General features: G+C 35.4%; 23 protein-coding genes and 1 pseudogene. 5 read left to right on the plus strand and 19 right to left on the minus strand.

Going from position 1 to position 23,539, the window contains the following annotated elements; genetic code table 11:
• The 4 genes from WQ54_RS18060 to WQ54_RS18075 form a co-directional block, all read right to left on the minus strand.
• The coding region (locus tag WQ54_RS18060) for an IS1182 family transposase (protein ID WP_046585989.1) at positions 1–823 on the minus strand (823 nt) is incomplete at its 3' end.
• Positions 824–934: 111 nt separating this feature from the next.
• Positions 935–1,375, minus strand: a complete 441-nt coding sequence (locus WQ54_RS18065) for a cell wall hydrolase (RefSeq protein WP_046585991.1) — start codon at positions 1,373–1,375, stop codon at positions 935–937.
• Between the two features lie 257 nt (positions 1,376–1,632).
• On the minus strand, positions 1,633–2,277 hold the full coding sequence (gene ycaC / locus WQ54_RS18070) for an isochorismate family cysteine hydrolase YcaC (RefSeq protein WP_046585994.1): 645 nt from the start codon (positions 2,275–2,277) through the stop codon (positions 1,633–1,635).
• 167 nt (positions 2,278–2,444) lie between these two features.
• On the minus strand, positions 2,445–3,002 hold the full coding sequence (locus WQ54_RS18075) for an NADPH-dependent FMN reductase (protein ID WP_046585996.1): 558 nt from the start codon (positions 3,000–3,002) through the stop codon (positions 2,445–2,447).
• Between the two features lie 387 nt (positions 3,003–3,389).
• Here WQ54_RS18075 and WQ54_RS18080 point away from each other — a divergent pair, with 387 nt between their 5' ends.
• Complete coding sequence (locus WQ54_RS18080; RefSeq protein ID WP_046585997.1) at positions 3,390–4,529, plus strand: low temperature requirement protein A; 1,140 nt, start codon at positions 3,390–3,392, stop codon at positions 4,527–4,529.
• Positions 4,530–4,669: 140 nt separating this feature from the next.
• Here WQ54_RS18080 and WQ54_RS18085 read toward each other — a convergent pair.
• From WQ54_RS18085 to WQ54_RS18130, 10 genes and pseudogenes are all read right to left on the minus strand, one after another.
• Positions 4,670–4,888, minus strand: a pseudogene (locus tag WQ54_RS18085) (hypothetical protein); the annotation flags it as partial.
• A 63-nt stretch (positions 4,889–4,951) separates the two neighbouring features.
• Positions 4,952–5,569, minus strand: coding sequence for an NUDIX hydrolase (locus WQ54_RS18090; protein WP_046585999.1), 618 nt, complete (start codon positions 5,567–5,569; stop codon positions 4,952–4,954).
• 191 nt (positions 5,570–5,760) lie between these two features.
• Positions 5,761–6,201 carry an SRPBCC family protein gene (locus tag WQ54_RS18095; protein ID WP_046586001.1) on the minus strand — a complete coding sequence of 147 codons (441 nt, stop codon included), beginning with the start codon at positions 6,199–6,201 and terminating at the stop codon, positions 5,761–5,763.
• Positions 6,202–6,221: 20 nt separating this feature from the next.
• Complete coding sequence (locus tag WQ54_RS18100) at positions 6,222–7,004, minus strand: helix-turn-helix domain-containing protein (protein ID WP_046586002.1); 783 nt, start codon at positions 7,002–7,004, stop codon at positions 6,222–6,224.
• A 377-nt stretch (positions 7,005–7,381) separates the two neighbouring features.
• Positions 7,382–8,206 (minus strand): aldo/keto reductase, encoded by an 825-nt coding sequence (locus tag WQ54_RS18105; RefSeq protein WP_046586004.1) that lies wholly within the window; start codon positions 8,204–8,206, stop codon positions 7,382–7,384.
• 129 nt (positions 8,207–8,335) lie between these two features.
• Positions 8,336–9,547, minus strand: coding sequence for a multidrug effflux MFS transporter (locus WQ54_RS18110; protein WP_046586006.1), 1,212 nt, complete (start codon positions 9,545–9,547; stop codon positions 8,336–8,338).
• A 182-nt stretch (positions 9,548–9,729) separates the two neighbouring features.
• Positions 9,730–10,761 (minus strand): NADH:flavin oxidoreductase/NADH oxidase, encoded by a 1,032-nt coding sequence (locus tag WQ54_RS18115; protein ID WP_046586008.1) that lies wholly within the window; start codon positions 10,759–10,761, stop codon positions 9,730–9,732.
• 219 nt (positions 10,762–10,980) lie between these two features.
• Entirely contained in the window at positions 10,981–11,418 is a 438-nt protein-coding gene (locus tag WQ54_RS18120; RefSeq protein WP_046586010.1) for a MarR family winged helix-turn-helix transcriptional regulator, read from the minus strand.
• Positions 11,419–11,635: 217 nt separating this feature from the next.
• Complete coding sequence (locus WQ54_RS18125; protein ID WP_046586012.1) at positions 11,636–12,289, minus strand: hypothetical protein; 654 nt, start codon at positions 12,287–12,289, stop codon at positions 11,636–11,638.
• Positions 12,290–12,339: 50 nt separating this feature from the next.
• Positions 12,340–13,071 (minus strand): alpha/beta fold hydrolase, encoded by a 732-nt coding sequence (locus WQ54_RS18130; RefSeq protein ID WP_046586014.1) that lies wholly within the window; start codon positions 13,069–13,071, stop codon positions 12,340–12,342.
• A gap of 292 nt (positions 13,072–13,363) precedes the next feature.
• On the opposite strand from WQ54_RS18130, the gene WQ54_RS18135 reads away from it, so the two are divergent.
• The 3 genes from WQ54_RS18135 to WQ54_RS18145 all read left to right on the plus strand — a co-directional run bounded on the left by WQ54_RS18135 (position 13,364) and on the right by WQ54_RS18145 (position 16,961).
• A complete protein-coding gene (locus WQ54_RS18135) occupies positions 13,364–13,873 on the plus strand; it encodes a GNAT family N-acetyltransferase (RefSeq protein ID WP_046586016.1) in 510 nt (169 codons plus the stop codon).
• 830 nt (positions 13,874–14,703) lie between these two features.
• Positions 14,704–15,582: an AraC family transcriptional regulator gene (locus WQ54_RS18140; RefSeq protein ID WP_046586018.1), complete on the plus strand. Its 879-nt coding sequence runs from the start codon at positions 14,704–14,706 to the stop codon at positions 15,580–15,582.
• Positions 15,583–15,710: 128 nt separating this feature from the next.
• Positions 15,711–16,961, plus strand: a complete 1,251-nt coding sequence (locus WQ54_RS18145) for a hypothetical protein (protein ID WP_046586020.1) — start codon at positions 15,711–15,713, stop codon at positions 16,959–16,961.
• A 261-nt stretch (positions 16,962–17,222) separates the two neighbouring features.
• On the opposite strand, the gene WQ54_RS18150 is transcribed toward WQ54_RS18145, so the two are convergent.
• Positions 17,223–18,539, minus strand: coding sequence for a sugar ABC transporter substrate-binding protein (locus tag WQ54_RS18150; protein ID WP_052737861.1), 1,317 nt, complete (start codon positions 18,537–18,539; stop codon positions 17,223–17,225).
• A gap of 1,222 nt (positions 18,540–19,761) precedes the next feature.
• Here WQ54_RS18150 and WQ54_RS18155 point away from each other — a divergent pair.
• Positions 19,762–20,010, plus strand: a complete 249-nt coding sequence (locus WQ54_RS18155) for a hypothetical protein (RefSeq protein ID WP_046586022.1) — start codon at positions 19,762–19,764, stop codon at positions 20,008–20,010.
• A gap of 149 nt (positions 20,011–20,159) precedes the next feature.
• On the opposite strand, the gene WQ54_RS32840 is transcribed toward WQ54_RS18155, so the two are convergent.
• From WQ54_RS32840 to WQ54_RS18165, 4 genes are all read right to left on the minus strand, one after another.
• The gene (locus WQ54_RS32840) at positions 20,160–20,315 is read right to left on the minus strand and encodes a DUF1540 domain-containing protein (protein ID WP_084822148.1); all 156 of its coding nucleotides are present in this window, start codon (positions 20,313–20,315) and stop codon (positions 20,160–20,162) included.
• A 159-nt stretch (positions 20,316–20,474) separates the two neighbouring features.
• Complete coding sequence (locus WQ54_RS32845; protein WP_084822149.1) at positions 20,475–20,633, minus strand: DUF1540 domain-containing protein; 159 nt, start codon at positions 20,631–20,633, stop codon at positions 20,475–20,477.
• A gap of 327 nt (positions 20,634–20,960) precedes the next feature.
• The gene (locus tag WQ54_RS18160; protein ID WP_046586024.1) at positions 20,961–22,145 is read right to left on the minus strand and encodes a nitrate/nitrite transporter; all 1,185 of its coding nucleotides are present in this window, start codon (positions 22,143–22,145) and stop codon (positions 20,961–20,963) included.
• Between the two features lie 840 nt (positions 22,146–22,985).
• Positions 22,986–23,462 (minus strand): GNAT family N-acetyltransferase, encoded by a 477-nt coding sequence (locus tag WQ54_RS18165; RefSeq protein ID WP_046586026.1) that lies wholly within the window; start codon positions 23,460–23,462, stop codon positions 22,986–22,988.
• Between the last annotated feature and the right edge of the window lie 77 nt (positions 23,463–23,539).

Here is a 23,539-nt window from a genome sequence, read left to right on the forward strand (position 1 = left end):
CGTCTCCAGCAAGAGCATTAGGCTTGCCTACTTTTTCAATCAATTCATCTACAAGAGGATTTATTACCTGACTATCGTGTACATTTCCACCTGTCACTTGATTGGCAAGTATAAATCCCTTATTGTCACAAACTGTGTGAAAGGAGTAGGCAAATTGTTTCTCTCGTTCATTTTTAACATAATAGCCACTTTCAGGATCAGTTGTGCTTACTTTAATTTCTTTCGTCTCCGCCTTTGTTTGAGGGGGTAAAGGCTTTTTTCCATGTGCAATTCGATCTTCGTTTATCTCTTCTTCTAGTTGAGTTTGATAGCTTTTTGTTTCTGCTTTGACAGCTTCTTTTATAAACTTCCTCTTGTTTGCATTTGCTTTAACATGTGTAGAGTCTATAAAAACAACAGAAGGATCAACAAACCCTTTTTCTATCGCTTCATTAAGAATATGGTAGAAAATCTTCTCAAAAAGATCTGTGTCTTTAAATCGTCTCTCATAGTTTTTACCGAAGGTAGAAAAGTGGGGAATCTTTTTATTGAAGTCAAAGCCTAAAAACCAGCGATACGCAACGCTCGTATCAATCTCATCTATTGTTTTTCTCATTGATTTAATTCCGAATACATATTGAATAAAGACCATCTTTATTAACACAACAGGGTCGATACTTGGACGACCATTATCCAAACAATACAAATCTTCAACTAGGTCATAAATAAAACTAAAATCAATAGCGGCTTCAAGCTTTCGAACAAGATGATTAGCAGGAACTACTTCATCAAGTGCAATCATCGATATTTGATAACGACCTTCCATTGATTGTTTCGATAACATATATTTGCACCCCTCAAACCAACTTTACTTCTTTATTCGACAAAAAAAGCTTGTAGACCTGCCTGAATATCAGACTTTGTCTACAAGCTGAAGCTTACTCAAAGAGTAAGCTTAACGTCCGTATACACTAGCACATGTTCCAGCTTTAGGTTCATAATAACAGTGATTTTTAAATTGTCCAGCAAAAGGTTGATCATACCATGTTGGGGGACAAGGAGCATATGGATTAAAATACCAAAGAGCATATTTCCCTGGGTGTTGCCGCCAAAATTCCAAATTCTGTCTTGCTAATCTTTTTTCAGCCGTTCGCGCTCTTTGATAAAACATATTCCCTTTTTGAACAGCTTCAAAGGAATAATTTCCTCCTTGAACTTGGAAAATGACTTGTCTAATGGTTCTTAAATCTTTAAAGTCTAAACAATTTGCTACAAGACGATTTACAATGACATTTCCAACATACAACATTCCTTGCTTTCCTTCACCTTCGGCTTCTGCTCTCATCATCCTAGCCATTAAGGCAACATCCGCATCTCGGTAACTTACTCTTGCCATTTTTTCACCCCAAAAATATAATATGAAAAAAAGCATTTACTGATGTCATTGTATATAAAATAAGATGTTCTTAATGTATAACTTTGTCATTCTACAAATTATCTAAAGGGTTGGATATTCGAATTTTAAAAGGAGCATTAATAAGTTAATACTCTAAAGTATTCAATTAATGGATCTTTATTTAAAGACAAAAATAGTCCAATAAAAAAGAAGCTCACTGTGTTTTAGAACAATTGAGTCTTTAATAATCTGTTATTCTAGTTTGGCTGCTTACTAAAATCTCTCTGAGCTCCCCTATAGCTTCCAATAAGATTTTGATAACCAGGAAGATGGCTGGAAATTAAAGCGCCAAAACCTTCAACATCATTACGCCAATCACGCTGTAACTCGCACGCAATGCTAAACCAGTTCAGTAGCTGCACCCCGCCATGGGCCATCCGTGTTAATGCCGCATCCGCTACTTGTTTACTGAATGTTCCAGAAGCATCAGTAGCAACAAATACTTCATAACCAGCGTTCACCGCGGAAAGTGCAGGAAATGCAACACAAACATCTGTTACTACGCCCGCAATAATCAGTTGTTTTTTTCCAGTTTCTTCGATTGCTTTGACAAAATCTTCATTGTCCCATGCGTTAATTTGTCCAGGTCGAGCTATTTTTGGCGCATGTGGAAAAAGTTCAACTAATTCTTGCATGAGCGGCCCATTAGGCCCATTTTCAAAGCTTGTTGTTAAAATAACTGGTAAATCAAAAAACTTAGCAGTATTAGCAAGGGCCAAAACATTGTTCTTGAATTCATCAACACCATAGTCACGCACAAGACCGGAGATTAGACCGGTTTGATGATCAACTAAAAGAACGGCAGCATCATCTTTATTAAGACGAGAATAGAAATCAGACATTTTAATGTCCTCCCTTTAAATTAAGTTATTGAAGAAGATTTATAGATAGGAAAATATAATAAACCTCTTCGTTTGTTAAAGTTTAATTGAATTGTTGACCGGTATTCGTTTTTCTATAATCTTATTATGTAGAAGATAAATGATTGATAAAGCTTGGTCTCTTTCGATTAATCTAGAGCTGGAGTGTGATCGATCCAGTGAATAAATTGATGTAAATATTGTTGAAGATAACGTTTTGTATGTTCGTCTGTGAGTACTTTCTGATCAGAATCAATTTTTTTATGTACTTGTGAAATCAGCACCTTTTGAAATGGAAGAACATGAACCTGCATGGCCTCTAGGATTTGTCTGATTTGCATTTGAGCAAAGGCAGTACCTAATCCCCCGGGAGTTGCACCAATTAGGCCAGCCGGTTTTCTGCTTAGAACAGCGGATTCCCGAGGTCTTGATGCCCAGTCTAACGCATTCTTTAATACGCCTGGAATTCCAGAATTATACTCCGGACTTACAATTATGATACCGTCAACGTCCTGAATAGCGGATTTAAATGATGTCACTGTTTCTGGAACACTTATTTCTAAGTCTTCGTTGAACAAAGGCAGATCATTAATCTCGATCCAACGAAATTGAAGGGAATCGTCCAGCTCTGTCAATGATTGAGCTATGATTCGATTATAAGAGTTTTTACGTAAACTACCACAAATAAGGCCGATGGTTTTGGTCATACAATTCCTCCTCGTTTGAAATCACTTTCATGGTACCATAATATACCAAAATGCAAGAAGTGATGTTTTACCTAATTGTCAGATTTTTTATTTTAATGAAGTAATTATTACAAAAAAGCTAGAATAGTTTTGGAGATGAAAGGATTTTTCTTTTGTTTTCTTATTCCTCTGCTTGTGTTTGCTAAATTGGTTAACATAATAGCTAGGTTAAAAAGTACTACATCTAATAGTGATAATTTTAAAAGAATGAAACGAAATACTTTTAATCAACCGAGACACATTGCTCTAAAAATATGGCAAATAGTTTATGTCCATTTTATTTCTTCTTTCAATTTCTATATATTTCTAGCATACTAGAAACTATAAAGAATTGGAGGGAGTGCAGAAATGGAAGAAAAGAAAGTGACGTGGTTAGAGCTTTTTTATGATTTGTTGTTTGTGGCGGCAGTTGCTGCGGCAACGCATGTTTTGCTTCATGTAGAAAATGGGCATATCCAAACAGAGTATTTAGTAAAGTTTGTCTTAATTTTTATTCCAATTTGGTGGGCTTGGGTGGGACAAACCATCTTTATTAACCGATTTGGAAAAGATTTATTTCATCAACGTATCTTTTTGATCCTGCAAATGTTTTTTGTCCTAATTATGACATCAAGCTTATCAGTTGATTTCGATCCTTACTATCTTTCTTTTTTAATTGGGTATATTGGTTTAAGAGCAGTGACTGCGATTCAATATCTTATTGTCCAGCGTATAGAAACTGGAGTTCGAAAACAAGCAGCCCTCTTTTTGGGAAGGTATTTTTGGATTGGAATCGTCATTTCATTGTTCTCCGTCTTTTTTGATTCCTGGGTTCGATATGCAATATTGTATACGGGTATCCTTATTGATATCCTAGTCCCGGTGCTTGGACGAAAGTGCTTAGAAAAGGTTCCCCCCAATACGGCTCACCTGCTAGAGCGATTTGGTTTATTTACCATTATTCTCTTTGGGGAAGCTCTTATCAGCACGCTTACGGTTATTCAGCCAACACAAGGAAATTGGGAATCAATAGGCTTTGCGATCATTTCATTTATCCTGATTATATCGATGTGGTGGCAATATTTCGATAATATCGAGAAGAAACTCGACAAGTCTGTGCAAACTTCCGGACAAATCATTATTTATGGTCACCTGTTTATTTTAATGTCTTTAAGCATGATTGCAGCATCAATTAGACTTTTGTATTTACATGAGGTCCATTACTCATTTATCTTATTTTTTGTTTTTGGTTCAGTTTTGCTTTATTTCCTGTCAACAACAGTTGTTTTCCATCATTATCGACATGTGCATCACCGATTGAAAATTTATCATTTAGGATTATTTTTAGGGATTTTAGCCGTCTTTTTTATTATCAATTTGATTGTAGTAGTACCAAATATTGTGATGATAGCAGAATTAACCTTGTTTTTTATTATCTTTACTAAATTAACAATTACAAATAAAATGCAACCGATATCTAATGAGAATCTTCCTATAAAAAATGTTTAAAAGGTTCATTTAAGTCTTTCGTGAAAAAATATATAAAAATTGCCATGGTAACTTATCTATTATTCATTTTTTCAACCCTATGGACAAAAAAGGCGCGTTCCCAATTCAACGCGCCAGTTGCAGAAGATCATGTCATAAAATCACTGTTCTGTTTGATTGTCATCTTCACCTGAGTTTTCCGCAGAGCCAGATTCATCTCCCCCAACAGCATGTTTCTGTTTGGTATTGGAACTTTCAATGGCCGGGTTCGTTCCGGCTGCACTTTCATCTCCACCGCCGCTTGCAACCTGAGTAGCACTTGCCTGTTCCGTGCTTATTGTTTTTATTTGATTATTAATGACAATCACAATTTCTTCCTCGATGTGCTACGCTTGCTCACTCTTATGTCAGTTTGTAAATAGAGTGGTCCTGTCTATTTTTATTTAATCAAAATAAACAGGTTCTTGTGGATTATGTAGATGTTTGAAAGCTAATTGAATTTGTGATTTCGTATTTCTCGCGATAGATAATGGCGGCAGTTCATTTTCAGCAAAAAACTCAACGGCACTTGTTTCAATTCCTTCTTTTGGATGCCCCCCAATGATTTCACACTGGATAAACATTTTATAAACGTGATAGGGAGAAGGAGGATGAGGATGGCATTTCTTATCAAGCACACTTATCAATTTTACCGCTTTGACATCAAACCCGGCTTCTTCTTTTACCTCCTTAACCGCAACTTCACTAGGAGTTAATCCGATGTCCCCCCAACCGCCTGGTAAAGACCAAGCCCCATCAGTATTTTCTTGAACCATTAAAATCTTATTATCCATAAAAATAACAGACCGAATATCTACCTTCGGAGTTGCATAACCTGTTTCATTCGCAAACAAATCTTTTATGATTTTTTTGTCAATCTCTGCTTGTTGTGCCAATATTTCAACACTTATCTTTCTGATTAATTCAAATCTTTCCAAGTCATATACATCTTTTGAATACGTTAATCCAGCTTGTGCAATAGATTGAAGTTGTTTCGCCCATTCAAGCCATTTAGGTTCCATGTATCTTCACCACCATTTTAATTATACCTAATATTACCACATTCTTATTGTGTACTTAATCAGGACCTTTACTAATCTATCTGTTAATTAGAAGATTAATGAAGCAAAACAAAAAAAGGCGATTGCCTTGTCTACGCATCGCCAGTTACTACAATATTAAATAAAAGAGGATTGATATGAAAAAATCTAAACTAGCTTCTTTCCAAGATCTCCTTCAATTTTATTAGATCCTTCATCGTTGCTTTTTTCATCATCATTGATATAAAAGGGGAAAACAGCTTGGAAAATCCTGTTGGATTTCCTCTATTTCGTAAAGTCATTCGCGTATGATGTTCATCGATTTCCTGCCATGTATAAATGGTCTCCATTGGAAAAGGGCCATTAGCCGTTTTCATCACTAGTTTTTCTCCAGGGATATATTCAACTATTTCGTACACATAAGCAAGGTCACGGCCAAGAAATTTTGCTTTAAAAGCAATTTGACTTCCTAATGTGAGAGGTTTAGGTGTTTTCCACTCAGCTGAATGAATATTTACATACCATGCTGGTGCATGATCAGGATTTGCTGCATATTCTGATACCTCTCTTAGAGGTCGATTAAATATCATTTCGGTCAATACGTCTACCTTCATTTTTCCCTCCGAATAATGATCTATTTTTGCTCCACGTAGTTTTTAAGTAAGGATCCTAAAAGATAATCCCATCCCTTTTTATGATCCTGTTCCCAATTTTCTTGAATAATACCTGAAGCAGAATGAGATAGTTGAAGCAGTGTGCCTCCTTCTTTTTCATGCAAACGATATGTGTAGGCACTGTTAACTGCACCTTGCATACCTAGATGCCCATATAGACGAATTTCTTCAGGAGCGTTAACATAATAGACGTTTCCCCAGACTGCACCTTCTTTTTCGCCCCATCTTTCCATAAATTGTCCTCCAGGAACTGGTTCAAAAGTAAAGCGGGACGAAATTCCTTTTGGTGCAATGCGGAATTCCCACCAATCCTCCACCTTTTCCGTTAATGCTTTGAATACAACTTCACGTGATCCGTTAATAAATACTTCTTGCTCAATAAGAAAATCTCGGTTTGTTTTTGACATCGGTTCAACCTCTCCTTTTTGTTCTACTGCTGATCGCAGGTTTAATAGTGAGTTTGCAGTTGATTGCATGTATTTCCCAACCCATCGGTTATGCATTTCTTGAAGCGGTACAGCATTTAAAAAATTCAGTCTGAATTTCCCTTGTCGGCGAACCACCACCAAATTCCCTTCCTCTAATAGTTTCAAGTGTTTCATAATTGCATACCTAGTGACTTCGGGAAACGATTCATTTAGTTCTCCAGTTGTACGAGGTGATTGTTTGAGGAGATCAAGAATTTGTCTTCGAATCGGGTGTCCCAATGCTTTAAAAACAATAGAAAGCTCTTCTTCTTCCATGAAAACACCCTTTCTTCCTTTGGTGAAATTTTACATATTACCATAAGGTCACATAATAATCATGTGACCTTATGGTAACATAAAGAACATAATAGATCAATATTAGAATCACAGAAGAAAAAAAACAGGCTATAAGATATTACAAACAATAAACAACTTAACTTGTTGTTGATAACCGTATATAAAAGTTTTTAGACAAAAAGGAGAACTCGTATTCTAATGCTCATTTTTTTGGGGAACATAACAATAGTTTGGTTCTGGAAACCTGCTATTATTCTCCTATGAATAAGGATTTAGAAGGTATTGAAGAAAAAAATAAAAATAATATAAAAAAGCCCTTCCCTGCTAACAACAAGGTTGGGCTTTCTTATAATGTCTTATCGAACATTCATATCATTTGGATGCGGACCTTTGCGGCGGTCGCGGTTGATCAGGTTAATTTCCGCCATTTCATCTTCCGTTAGCTCGAAATCAAAAACATTGAAGTTCTCTTCGATTCTTGACGGTGTGACAGATTTAGGAATAACAATCGTATTGTTTTGCAAATGCCAGCGCAACACAACCTGTGCCGGTGTTTTGCTGTGTGATGCAGCAATCTTTTGAATAACTTCGTCCTGCAGCACTTCTCCACCTTGATCTAGAGGGCTCCATGCTTCAACGAAAATATTATGTTTTGCGCAGAATTCTTTTAATTCATTTTGAGCAAGGTATGGATGGCATTCAACTTGGTTCAAGACAGGAACGACATCACATTCTTTTAACAGACGCTCTAAGTGTTCAATTTCAAAGTTACATACGCCAATGGCTTTTACTCGTCCATCATGATAGAGCTTTTCTAATGCTTTATATGTATCAACATACTCGTCAAATTGCGGAGTTGGCCAGTGAATTAAATAAAGATCGATATAATCCAGACCTAATCTTTCTAAACTTTCATCAAAGGCACGCAAAGTATTTTCGTAGCCTTGGTCACTATTCCAAACTTTTGTTGTAATGAATAATTGCTCGCGCGGAACAGATGATTCTTTAATTGCCTTCCCAACACCGACTTCGTTTTGGTAGATCATCGCTGTGTCAATCGATGTGTAGCCAACCTCAATTGCTTTTTTAACAGCAGCGGTTGCCCCCTCATCTGGAACCTGCCATACACCAAATCCAAGCTGAGGCATTTCTAATCCATTGTTTAAGGTTACATTATTCATTTTACATGTCTCCTTTTATAATATTTAAACAATCTAACCATACTAATATCTATTCATTTAAATGATTTCATTCAAAATCGATATAAGTAAGGTTAAATTGTTTTTAACCTGATTAGCTGAGTTCATTCACTATCTCGTTGCGTGTACCCGTATAGAAGTTTTACGGACTAATCCGTAATAAGATAAAAAGGCGAATAAGCTGCTTAAAAAGATAATGATACCCATCGGCACTGCTGAATATTCTCCTGCTAATCCGACAAGCGGAGCCGTTAAGGAGCCAAAGAAAAATGGCAATACTCCTAATAAAGCAGATGCACTTCCGGCAATATGTCCTTGTGATTCCATTGCTAATGAAAACGACGTTGTCGAGATAATTGCAATCGAACAGACGAAAAAGAAGATTGGTACTGCAAACAAGAATAGCGGTGCTTTAAGAAAAATGGCTACTAGCAATAAAGCTGCAGATGTATTAGCCATGATCAAGCCAATTTTTAAAAAGGCCTTTTCCGATATACGATCGGAAAGGCGGCCAACTGACTGGCTGCCAATGATTAAAGCAATTCCATTTACGCCAAATAACAAACTAAATCCTTGAGGCGACACACCGTATATATTTTGATAAACAAACGAAATCCCTGACACGTAAGCAAAAATTCCAGCAATAATAAACGCTTGTGTCAGCGTGTAGCCTGCAAATTGACGATCTTTTAAAAGGGTTCCAAAATTCTTAACTACCTGTGGAAGGTTGCTGGGAATACGGTTCTCCTGCGGCAGGGTCTCCTCAAGCTTCCAGACAACGGTCAATAATAGCACAAGACCAATTAAGCTCAAAACAATAAATACCCAGGTCCAATCTCCAAATGCGAGAATCCCTGCACCAGCAATCGGTGCAACAATCGGCCCGAGATTACCGACTAGCATTAATAAGGCGAAAAACTTTGTAAGCTCCCTGCCGCTATAAACATCGCGAACAATGGCACGTGAAATCACGAGTCCGCCAGCTGCAGCAAACCCTTGAACAAAACGGGAAGCGATAAAGAAATAAATATTTGGTGCAAATGCACAAGTTAAAGATGCTAATAAGTAAAAGCATAAGAAAATAAGCAATGGCTTGCGACGCCCTTGCACATCACTCATTGGTCCAATAATCAATTGGCCTAATCCAAGTCCTAATAGACAAGATGTTAAACTAATTTGGACCAGTGATGCATTTGTATGATAATCCTCTACAATCGTAGGAAATGATGGCAAATACGTATCAATAGTAAATGGACCTAATAATCCGAGAGATCCTAAAAGTAACGCCAGTTGTATTCGTTTCGCCCCTGTTAAATTTGTCACTGTATTTCTCGCCTTTCTGTCTTGATAGACATTTTCTAGTAAACTACCTTACACTTTAACTATTATAATGTTAACCGGTTAAAAGATGAATCAATAATCAGTATTTGTTTTAACTTTTTCCACTCAAGAACAAGTATCAAGAAAGACACTCGTTCCTGAGTGAAGGTTAGACAAGATCAAGATTAGTTTCTTGGGAATCCTGTAATGTATTGCTTTGGCAATTCTGTTTCTTTACGTAGGACTGTTGCAGCTTCCAAAGTCCAATACGGATTTCTTAACATCCCTCTTCCAACAGCCACTAAGTCAGCTTCTTCGTTTCCAATGACGGAGTTTGCAAGTGCTGGCTCATCAAGTCTTCCTACAGCAATGACTGGAATATTCAGCTCTTGCTTGATGGCTCTTGCTAATGGCACTTGGTAAGCAACATGTGTTCCCGGTCTGCCTGCTGCAGCGATCGGACCTTCTCCCCCTGCACTTATATGGAACATATCAACTCCCGCTTGTTGATACACTTTAGAAATTTCAATACTTTCCTCAATGCCATACCCGCCTTCCACGTATTCTTTAGCAGAAATACGCATAATTAACGGCATATCAGCAGGCATTTCGCTTTTAGCTGCTTTAATAATTTCCACGCCAAACTTCGTTAACTCTCTTCCATACTCATCAGTTCGTTGATTCGTATAAGCTGAATGAAATTGATGAATCAGGTAACCATGTGCTCCATGAAGCTCAATGACATCAAATCCTGCTTTTACCGCGCGGCGGACAGCTAAACGGAATTTTTCAACCATTTCTTTTACTTCCTCAGTGGAAAGCTCTCTTGGTGTTTTTGAGTTTTCATCAAATGGAATCGCAGATGGTGCTACTGGCACTTCAGCATCCTCCGCTTTTCGGCCAGCATGAGCAATTTGAATCCCCACTTTTGCTCCATACTGATGACACGCATCCACAATTCGTTTTAAGGCCGGGATGTGCTCATCTGACCACAAGCCTAGATCATAATCTGAAATGCGGCCATCAGGCTCAACATCTGTCATTTCAATTATAATTAAACCTGCACCACCAATTGCGCGGCTAACATAATGAACATAATGCCAGTCAGTCGCAATACCATCCTTATTAGTGACAGAGTATTGACACATTGGAGGCATGACGACGCGGTTTTTTAATTCTAAACTTTTTAGCGTATAAGGGCTAAATAAATGTTCCATTGTAAGACTCCTTTTTATCATAGCATTGTACGATTAAATCAGCACATATAGTAAAATGCATAATTTTGATGGTTTTCATTCACAAATCCTACCATCTTCCCTTAGGAAAAAGAAACTTCAGCTTGTAAATGTATGTGCATGCATACAAATTAGCATATGACAAAACACATCGTCAAATAAAATGCATTCCCTACCAAAAATGGGATAAAAAGCTATCTTTTATCGTTTAATATGACGCAAAATAATGCCCTTTAGCTCTGCCTGTATATTTTCGTCAGCAAATGCTTGTTCAAGTGTTTCTTGAAACGTGACAAGCGCTTTTTTCAGCTTTTCTTCTCCTTCCTCAGTCAAGGAAGTATAAATAGCTCGGCGATCGTCTATGCAATGATGGCGTTTTAATGCCCCGCATCCCTTTGCTTCAAATCTGCTGACGAGTCGCGACATCGCACTTTGACTTAAGCCAACCATCGTTTGCAGCTCCTGGAGCTTTAATTTTTTATTCGGCGTTTCTGATAAAAATAAAAGCACATAAAATTCCTTTACAGATAATTGATGCTTTTCTTGAAGAATGGCTTCCAATTCATCCGTAATTTTTGTTTGGATATGTGTAAATGATAACCAACTAGAGATTAGTTGATTTGTTTGATTTGATTCCATTTGCAGCCACCTGTTCTAGGTCTTTCTATTTATCAAGATTCTTTGTGCTTCCATTATATAATTGTCACAAGAACCTTATTCACTCTTTCTATAATATCAAGACGTGATGGAGGGCGTCAAACGAATCTATTGTTTTGGTAGACAAAAACGGAAATTTATGAATGATGCTTTTAATTAAAACACCAGTTTAAACATACGAGCATGAAACGATTAGTGATTAGTAACGAAAAGCCAATTTATCATTCGTTAGCCATAAAAAACATAAAAAGATCAACTCGAAAGCATTGGTTATCGCAGAACTCTCTATGGGGATAGGGATAACACTTCCTAAAATCATGATCAATACCCCAACCAACATCCAGATCCAACGTACTTTGCGAACAATATAAATGCTAATAACTAAAAGGGTCAATACGACTATAAGTACCATTAGAGGCGGACCTGAAGACTCTTGGCTTACGTATCTCAATACACCGTATTCGTATACCGGCACAAAGGTTTTTTGCATATTTATTATACATTCAAATACAACCAATCCTATCGTAAGAAAAAGAAAGATACATTCGTTCCTTGTCGTTTTTGTCCAAGAAATATCAACTCGTTTCGCCATAGCCCATCCGAACATTATTAGAGTTGGGGTAATAAAGCCGTGAACCCAATAACGAGTAATGTTTATTATTTCTAGAAAAGGACTCTCCCCAATAAACTTTCCACAGGCGATAATCAAATTATCTAGAATGAGTCCAAAAGTGACTAAAAGCAGGAAGCTTGAATAAGATATAAAGTTGTGCCTTCTCTTAGCCAGCTTAACACCTATAAGAAAGAGAATAAGATAGATCATTGTATAGCAGAAGTATAGAACTGTGTCCATAATTATCATCCCTCATAGCTTTAATTTAAAATTCTATTCTGCATGAAACGTTAATGAAAAGTACTTAACCATTTACTCATCACGTTAACGATCGTTTTCTGTTGCTCTTTAATTGAAATAGTTGCTTTGTTATCACCTTTTTGTGGACCATATATGCCGAATTGAGCATGGTTACCACCTTTGATTTCATATATCATGAGCCGTTTTGAGAGTAAGTGCTTCGTTTCATTTATTTTCTCTATGGTCGACAAGCCATCATTTTCAGCATAGATCGATAGCATCGGAAGATCCATGTTAGAGAAATCGTTATTATTACTAGGATAAGAAGCCAATAAAATAAGTCCATCTACTTTATTAGGATGTTCATATGCGTAAGTGGCAGCTGAAACTCCCCCTAACGAATGCCCTCCCACATACCACTCTCGAACTGATTCAAATTCATTGACTATTTCCTGCGTTATATTGATATCGAACAACGAGAAATTGAATAAAACCCTGGGTATAACGACTAAATATCCTTGATCTGCTAGTTGTTGACCAATGTAGCTATATGCCTCTGGCTCTACCTTTGCCCCGGGATATAAAATAATACCTACGTCTTTATTCCCTTTTGGCTTGAAAATAACCCCAAATTCATCTTGCTTTATCTCGTTCTTATCTACAAGTGTATAAAGTTCTTCAGTTGGTTCATAGGTTTGTTGCGACCAAATAAAGAATCCTAAACATGTACAAACAGTTAGAACAATTATACTAATCAACCCAAACCTGAAAACTTTTTTCATGTGAGGTCCTCCTTTATGTCTGTTGACCCATTTTCCAATGTTGTTAATGACCAATAGGACCCTAATCAAAAAGACGCGTTGTTTCATATACGCGCCCTTTTCTTGAATTTGTTATTACATCATTTTAGTAAACGACGTATTAACTTATTTACTGGTATTTATTTTTAGCACAGAACAATTTATGTAAATATGTTTATTTAATAGATAAAAACGATCTGAGTATCGAACGGTTGTTTCTGTTTTTCCTTTATTCTATAATTTAACTATTACATATAAAATAAGGAGCATTAACATGGAAACTACTACTAAAAACAATTTGGTTAGGTTGGTTCATTATACAAACTATTACGAGCCAATGATTTCAAATTTCCACTTACCTCCGGAGAAGCTGCAATTCACCTGTTATCCTTTAGAAAAAATTAATGATCCTAACCTATCAAAAGAGACCGCTCATGTTTTAATACTGAATAATGATATTCCGGTTGGCTATTTTGCCTTAGAAACTGGAGAAAAAGTAGTGAAATATACTAAGAACATGAATGCTAGATTATTAACTGCATTCTCCATAAATCATGATTTTCAAGGTAATGGCTTCGCCAAAAAAGGTCTTCTATTATTACCCCTTTTTGTTAACCAAAATTTAAAGAATGTTAACGAAATAGTACTAGGTGTGAATAAGAGAAATACAGCTGCAATTAATCTATATAAAAAGACTGGATTTATAGATCATAATGAAGTTTTCCTAGGACCAAGCGGCGAACAACATATCATGCATCTCAGCATCTCACTTAAGAAGGACTAATTGGGTCCTTTTCTTTAATATGGATCATCATATCTTATTATTCCGAGTTCGTTACAGAGAGCAGTCTCGCTACAATATTGAGTATAGTACTGTACTCAGTTCTGCACAATAAAAAAGTCAGCATTATTTTTGCTGACTTCGGAATTATGAATAAATTGTTATACAATATGAAAATATAAAGTTCTAGATGCACCTTAAACCAAATAGAAATGCACCATTAGTAATAAAAAACTTATGCTCACTTTAGTAACCATTTTACATAACACACCCTATCCTCAATAGAATATTATTATCTTCATCGTTACAATTTAAAGGTAACATAATTATATTTAGCTAATGTTAATGGATTATAAATTATTTATTAATTCAGTAAATGCACTTTTTATAAATACTGTGAATTGACTTTTAATTTCTCCAACAAAAAAAGCAGACAGTATTGATATGTCATTCTTCTTTGCCACAAAGATGTTTTGCCCCTGCATAAGTTTTTTATATCATTTCATCTTTGTATCAATATTTCTTCCAATTTCACTTATTTCTTCTGAATCCTATATTCTTTACAGAATTTTTTCTATGAAAAAACATTTGCTAAAATGCATATGAAATATCCTTTTTCAAACCGGACATTCCTTTTTTAAATCATTGGACTGAAAGTTCATGCCCATCTTTGGATCATTAAATGGATGATATCCACTGCCCTAACAATAACATCTAATAACTAGAAACAATCCTCCTAACAATAACCTCTAGTGTGATATATTAAAAGAATAAAAGGGTACAGCTAGGTTTAGTTTAATTACTACAAAGACTAACAAAGAGGTATAGATAATATGGTTTTACCACATATTGAAATGGCAGGAGAATTTATCATTAAACCAGGATGGATGTTGGGTCCTAGAAGCCTAACTGAATATGAAATCGTTTATTTTCCAAATGGGTCAAATACGAAATACGAAGTACATGATCATACGTATTTATTGAAAAAACCTGGTTTTATTATCACTCGGCCATTCGAAGAACATATGTACATTTTTGACCCAATTCAACCGACAAGACATCTCTTTATTCACTTCAACTTTGATATTTCAAAATCAAATTCACCAATTAATGATTTATTTTTAAAAGAAAACTCATATTTGACTGTTGAGGAGGTATCCTTAGTTCCCCCAATGTTAAAACATATATTATATTTAGCAAATACTCGAGCATTCCAATGGTATGAAAGATGTAATTATTTATTATTATCGGCACTGGTTGAATTAAACAGCACGACTGTAGAAAACAAAACTGAATCAAATTTCTACAATAAACCTAGGCAAATTATTAAGGCTTTAGACTTTATTGATAAAAATCTTACAAAAAATCTTACTGTAGCAGAAATTGCGCATTGTACTGGGTGGTCACATGAGCATTTTACACGGATTTTTACCGAACATATCGGACTACCGCCTCAAAAGGCAATCATGTATCGACGTATTGAACGTTCATGTCAGCTACTTTTACAAGAGCAATGGAGTATTAAACGAATTGCATTTGCAGTTGGTTTTAAAGATGAGCATTATTTTTCCAGGTCCTTTCTTAAAGTAAAAGGAATGACAGCAACTCAATATCGCAACAAATATGCTGATTCCCGGCTGCATCACTTAGCAACTACTGAAGAATACAGTTCTCCATACCCTCTTAATAAATATATATTATTCAACAATTAGCAAAATCAAATCAATCCAGTAAATATACGTTTGCCTATATTGAGTTGAAGATCTATCTATTTCATAATTAAATTAGGTTTTTTAAACGCTTATAATGAAAATTTCAGCTTAAACTGGAGGGTAATGGAATGGTAAAATATGCAGGTATTCAAAATCCATATTCTGTCGGTGAATACAGCGTAGAGAAAAATGCTAAAGTGATCCAACGATATCGTTTCATCCATGAAAATCTAGTCTACATAGCTGCAGGACAGCTTCCTTCTCGGGAAGACTGGGATCTCAAGGTCGCTCTTGGTAAACATCTTTATGAAGATGCTGAAGCAACTGATAAACTAAGAAGGCGCCTAAGTCAGTTAAGAACATCCACCCAATTCGTTAACCGTGATCCTGATCCAACCTTATCACTGTTAATGGAAGAATTAATACATGCAAAAAATGATTTGGAATTAACTATCGGAATATACGAAGTTATTAAGCCTGCTCTTATTCAAACATATAAAAAGCATATTGCTAAAACACAGCAAATTGTCGATCAACCTACGATTAGATTACTCCGTTCCATCTTAATTGATCTTGAAGAGCAAGTTGAGTGGGGACAAGAAATGCTTCAGGTTATCCAACATATGAATATATATCCTGAAGGTGCCGATGAATTTAAAGCAAAATTGCAGGAGTTCCTTGTTGCAGCAGGAGGTATCGATGGTTTACAAGAAAAATCCTCAAGCTTGCCTCATCGTTGGCGTTCACAAAAACCTTATGAATTACCAATTAAATCGGTCCGTGACCCAAGAAAAATGGGTCCGACTACACTTTCACGAACGTGCGTTCCTAACCCTCCAGAAAATAAAATACAAGCGGAACTTTTATTTAAGATGCGTGTTCGACAAGAAGAAATGACTGCTGCTGAACTTATTGCAGGGGTTATGTTTTCGCAAAAAAATATGCCTTGGGAATTTTACTATGACTTAGCTAGACATCTCTGGGATGAGGTTAGACATGCGTTGTTTGGTCAAGCCGCTCTTGAAGCTGAAGACATCGATTGGATGAGCCAGCCACAGTACACTTCTGATTATGATATTAATGCTCACAAATTACCTGGAACACAGTATGCGTGGTTATCAATCGGTATTGAAGAAGGAGCAATGACACGTACCGGAAAACGAGCAGAATATGAATTTTGCCGTGATGTAGCAAAACATCCGTTAATGGCACAGTTTCAAGATTATGATTGGGCAGATGAAGTTGTTCATGCTAATTTTGGCCGTAAATGGACTCCCGATCTTATTGGGGAGGATATAGAATTTGTTAGAGAAGTAGCGAAGAAAGAGCTCGACTATTTCTGGGATAAGGTAAATGCCGCCTCCATTTCAAAAAAATAATGTCGTTTGCTGACTTCAATTAATACCTTCTCTCATAAAAAGACTAGCCCATTAAAAATTCAACATGGGCTAGTCTTTTTAAATCTGTTTTGCTGTATAACTCCAGCGCCTATCCCCTCTTGGGTATAAGTCACTCAGGAATAGAAATCATAGATCAAAGAATACCTCAGTTATAGAGTTAGAAGCGAAAATACAAAAGGAATATGCGGATCCTCTATAATGGTGAAGAAAGGCTAACCTTCCTTCACCATTTCGCTTAAACTAGTTATCACTTTTGTGCTCCTCAATCATTTCTTTCGCTTTTGTTGCTACTTTTTCTACAGTTGTTTCTGCATTATCTTTACCAAGATACATTAAGTCAATAATGTCATTAACTTCTTTATCTAATCCAGGAATCGTAGATTGTATAGCATTTGCGAAACCATGTTCACGTGCGTCAAAGATATATTGTACATGTTCAGGTACTTTTGATTCTGTTATAGCTTCATCAATTCCGCCGATTGAAGGAATCGCATTTCCAATACCTGCAAGACGCAATTCTTGTCCAATCTTGGATGTGTAATATGTTACGAATTTCATTGCTTCTTCTTTATGCTCTGAATCATTGTTTGCAGCCATATATGCAGTTGGAATCCCCACTGGCTCAGTTTTGTTTTCAGTGTTCGATGGCCAAGGAATATAATCCCACTCCAGACCTTTGTTCTCATGGAATAAAGGAGTAAACCATCTACCTGCACCAACCATACCTACTTGGCCAGACATAAACATAGCTTCTGCACCTTGACCTTTAGGAAGAGAACCAGTATACGTAAAGTTTTTCTCATCAATCATACGATCTAGGAATTTCATTGCTTCGATTCCTTTTTCATTTTGATCTAAAACAAATTCACCTGTTTCTTTGTTATAAATTTCTCCACCGTTAGCCCAAATCCAGCTAAAAGTCGGACCCCACCAGTTATCAACAATAAATCCATATTTACCAGCATCACGTAATTGACTTGTTACTTCTTCAACAGCTTTAAAATTCCACTCGCCTGCATCAAAATATTCTTGAGGAGATTTAATACCTAATTCAGAGAATAATTTTTTGTTGTAGTACATTAACATTGGGTTACAATCGACAGCAAGACCGTATATTTCTCCGTCTTTTCTTGCAGCGCCCCATAACCCTTCTGCAAATTCTTCCGGTTTTACATAGCTTTCAGAGTTATTATTCATATATTCACTAAGAGGAGCAAGTTTACCAGTTTCAATGATTTTTGAAATATCACCGTCACCAATGTAGAAAACGTCTGGAGCTTGACTACCTTGAAGTTGTGTTTGTAATTTTTGAACGTAGCCATCATTAGGGATTGGTACTAGTTTTACTTTTATGTCTGGATTTTCTTTCATAAAGCCGTCAACAGCTTTTTGTATAACTTTAATCTCACCAGGGTTTCCCCAAGTAGAAAACGTTAAATTTACTTTTTCATCTGAAGCATTAGAACTTGTGCTACTAGAATCGCTGCACCCTTGTAAGATTGATACCATAACTAGCATTAAAGCAAGGAATAAAAAGGCAAGTTTTGTTTTCTTCATACAATTCCCCCATATCTTTTTCATGTCGATAAAAAATTTTTTGACTAAAACTAATATGAATAATTGTTACGTAAAACAAGACATTGCAAGATTAAGTAATTAACCACCTCCTTAAAATGAGCAAATAATTATGAAAGCGTTATCATTTATTCCTAAAAAGTCTATAATTTAATGACAGTTTGTGGAATATCTTTTCAGTACTTTTATTAGAAATGATAAGATGTACGAAGCAAATTTTAAGCGTCTGCTTAGTTTTTCAGTTGATTCAGAATCCAGCCATTTGTCCTGAAAATTTTCATAATGATCGTTTAAAACACCTATATCAATTATGAAGCAGATAGATCTTCAACTCAATATAGGCAAACGTATTTTTACTGGATTGATTTGATCTTACTACTTATAAAATAATCTCTATTGTTTAGGATTATTGAAAATTGATTTCCAAAAAAAATTTTAAGTAATGCAGCAGGGAACAAGGGAAGGAATTTATTGTAAATTTCGTTGTATATCAATTTTGCATGAATAAATGAATATTGGTCAAAAAAGCCAAACTCTTAAAATAGAGTTGGATAGGCTCATTCTTTCAAGTAGACTCCAAAAAATAATTGTGGAGAATCTATATGACTATAAGAGAACGTTTACGGAAAAATCTAATTAAGAATAGATCGTGAGCTTTACAAGAATGACACAAAATAAAAAAGGATTGATTCCGCCAATCATTATTACTTCCTATGCTTTCCTAACTTATAAGGAATTGATCAACTCCTTTTTTCAGTTAATTTTTAATTCAATTTCACAACATCACTATCCTGCATTATTTGGGAAGAAATAAAAAATTTTTTAAGGAATGTTTGCAAATTCTCTTAACTGAGTTTTATGAGTACAAAGAAAAAAAGATGAGCGGCTTTAAAAACCCACCCCCTCCTTTGATACCTTCATTTATACATCTTTCTTTCATTCTTTGTTCATTTAAATTATATGTAGGTTGATTAGTGGAACGAGCAAGTAACATTCTGCTTTTCATTTATAGTTAATTCCATAAATACGCCAGTTTAGGGAGTGAGGAGAACTTATTTCTTTGTCTGCCTATTTTACTTAAGCTTCTTAATTAGAAGCTTAGAAGAAACGGATTGATCATTAGTATCTACTCATAAACCTCTCCTGTTAACCATATATTTATTTTATTAATATTTCTTTTGTTAACGGAGGAGGCTGTAAATATATGCAGACAAAAGCAGTGCGTTTACGCCGTATTCAACATCTTGCTCATGAAATTATGGATGAGATGAATTTAACCAGAGAGTTAAAACAGCTTGATACATTAAGACTTGTGATTGATAACCTATCTCGAGCAATCGGTGATTTATCAGATCCATTAGGTGATTATTCACTGAATTACATAGAAGAAAAAGTGGAAACTGCCCATTACCTTATATTTGAAAGCAAAAAAAAGAGACAGTTTCAGTCTTAATTCTTCATAGGATAACAGCAAAAATTAATTTTTACCCCTTCTTTTTCAAAAAGATATAAAATAATTTCATAAAATACGAATGAAAATGATAGTTATTATCAATACTATAAATAGTAAAAGGTAACCAAAATTTTGGTTACCTTAAGAATTCAATTCCCTGGTTCAAATGTCTTACAATCTGTTTCTTCACTATTGGATGCTTCCTTACCTTTATGACTTACAACATAAATAGCATCCGCATTACACTTGTTTCCAGAACCCCAATACGTACAGTTATTAACTTCACAAAGAACATCTTGTGCCATAGTATCACACCTCCTCTTTTGTTATCATTAACATTTTAGAGATGGTTGATACTTTCTTTACTTTTTTCTTTAGCTTTATTTTAACTGAATGTAACATTTAGAATTTTAATGATGAAGAAAGCAACGTTGTTGTTATTAGCAACATCTAAGAGGCTTTTTTTATGAAGCAGAAGGTTCAAAGGTTTTACAGCCTGTTTCTTTAATTTCAGAAGGTTGTGCACTCTCAAGGCTCATTACATAAATTTCATTAGCAGTACATTTGTTTCCTTGATCCCAGTTTTTACAACTACTTACTTCACATAATACGCTTTGAGTCATAGATTCACCTCCCTTCAAATGGATGTGAACTTTTATCATACAATACATTGATAATATTTATTCCCTTTCAATAGCTCAAAATCCTTCTGTAATTAGATTATTTTTCACGGTAAAATATTTGGGCCAATTCCCTGATAGATAAGGGATTGGCCTTTATTCGTTTTTTTGCTGCTTCCATCCTCATGATTCCATGTCATAATAGACACCATTGCGTTAAGTTTGTTCTGCATACTTGTTCGGGACTTTTACTCAAGACATTACACCAAGGAAAGCCGCACATAAAAAAACACCTGCATTTGATATGTTGCAGATGCTTTTATTTGTGTTTTATGCACTTTTTTGTGGACTTACTTTCAATCTTGTTTTATTAACACCCTTATGATTAAGGATTAAGCAAAAAAGGGAGAGAATAGATAATAAAAGAAAACCTATCATATAATCTCCAGCTAAATCTTTTGTCAAGCCAAGGACAATTGGAGGAAAAAAGCCTCCGACTCCTCCAATAGCACCGACAATCCCTGTTACTGCACCTGTATTTCCTTTAGAGATTTCAGGTACCATCTTGAAAACCGCACCATTTCCTATTCCTAATAAAAAAGAGACAATCAAACAATTTACACTAAAGAACAGGAAGTTTTCCATAGTAAAGGCAATGAACAACCCGCAAATTGTTACTCCGCTAAAAACAAGATTCAACAACCCTTTTGCTCCAAAACGATCGGAAAGATAGCCTCCAACTGGACGTATTAGCGTAGCCAATACGACGAATATTGCTGTTCTAATTCCAGCTTCAAGGGCAGTGATACGAAAGAGATCATTCAAAAATGTAGGTAAATAAATACTGAAAGTTACAAAGGTTCCAAATGTAAGGAAGTAATAAACCGATAAATACCATGTTTCTTTAAATTTTAATACGGAAAGAGAAGCCTTTAAAGTTTTATGTTCATTTGTTCCTTGTCCATCCTTTGTTCCTACCCAGAAAAGAATTGACATACATGCCATAGCAATAGCTAGGTTCCAAAATACCCATGATAGTCCATAAGAGTTAAAAATGGAGGGTATCAAGAAATTTGCTACTGCCGATCCTAGATTTCCCATCCCAGCAATTCCTAAGATCAAACCTTGTTTTTGAGGAGGATACCATTTAGATACATAGGTTATGGAAATAGCAAAAGTTGTTCCTGCCATTCCAATAAAGAAAGCCCAAAATAACAACATGGCAAAAGAATCGGCAAAACCTGCCCCAACCATGGGAAAGATAAGCAGCAACATAGTCAACACAAAAATTCTTCTGCCGCCGTATCGATCCGTTAATATCCCCATGGGAATTCTCATTAAGGATCCCAATAATACTGGAGTAGCAATAAGAATGCTTTTTTGAGTAATGGTTAACTGATAAATTTTTTGAATTTCTGTAGCAATCGGTGCAAAAACCGACCATATGGTAAATGAAACAATCATTGACACAGTTGATAAAACTAATACTGATGTTTGACCATTTGTATTCCTCATAAAGACCACCTTGTGATTCTCTTGGTGCTATATGTTAAGTTCCAAGATACTATTTTGCAATAATTAAAATCTATACAATTACAATTCTCGTCGAGCACCATAATAGATCAACAATTCAAGATAAGAGTGTTTATTTCAATAACTCATTAATATAAAACTGGTGCCTTTTTTGAAAATATGACTCTTATTACTAATATTAAAAATGATAAATTTCCGATGTTTTTCATTGTGAATTCCTCCTATTGTTTCTGAACTTTTTGTTAATAAAACAATATCACTTCTTTTTTTATCTTCACATAAACATGTAAGGAAATATCACATGGAATTTTCAAAATGTAACGCTGCCCCCGTTTTTATATCATTGAGGTTGGGATGATCCAAGTAATTACTAAGGATTACGATTTTTTAAAATTTTCATTTCAATCATTAAAGTCAACCTTTTATTACTGCATGAAACGAACACAAATGAGAAAAGAGCCTTCCATTATTAGGAGGCTCTTTTCCACTCTTTCATTTATCCATTTTTTTCGAACTACAAACATAAAGAGCATCATTCTAGCTGTTGATTTGCTCTATTTCTTTGAAGAGTTATAAATCAAACATTTGAGTAATCAGGAATAAGGAAAATGATCATTATCGGTTGACATTAGCAATTATTTAGTACATTAAAAAAGGATACTTGTATGGTCTTTTTAACAAGCACATTCAAGCAGAAAAAGATGAATATCTACTATAAATAGTAACTCATCTTCTTTTTTATATACTCTATACAGTGATTAGAAAAGAGTTTCTTTGGTTTTTGATCAGACTTCCCTGAAAAATAAGAATCCCTCTTCTAGTTTATAATTTCTTGATATACCAAGCGTCCATAGCATTATGTTCTGAATCATCGAATGCTTTTTCAAGCTGTTGGAAACCTAATTTGATGTAAAGGAGATTAGCTACCCGGAGTTTCTTCAATGTTTCTAAATAACAGTATGTATAGTGTTCCTTGGCGAAATCGAGTGCTTCTTTCATCAATTCCTTTGACAGGCCCATACCATGAACTTCTGGTGTAATGTATAGCTTTTGCAGCTCGCAAATCCCCTGCTTCTCTCCAAATGGCGCAATACCCACACCGCCTACCACTATATCTTGTTCATTCACTGCAACCCAATACTTAGCATTTGATTGTTGTTTGTAATATTGTGCTAGATTACTCAGCTGGGGGTCAAAATAGGCTGTTCCTGGAATGTTTAAGTCGAATGATTCCAATGAGCGTTTAATAATTTGCTCTATTGCTTTATTGTCTTTTTCTTCAATCTCACGAATCTGCATATTTTTATCCCCCAGTTCCTACTAATTTCTTTAATAGGCTCTATTTATTTTTAATAGAGTTATTCTATTATTATTCA

This window comes from Bacillus sp. SA1-12, assembly GCF_000981385.1.
Taxonomy (GTDB): Bacteria; Bacillota; Bacilli; order Bacillales; family Bacillaceae; genus Metabacillus.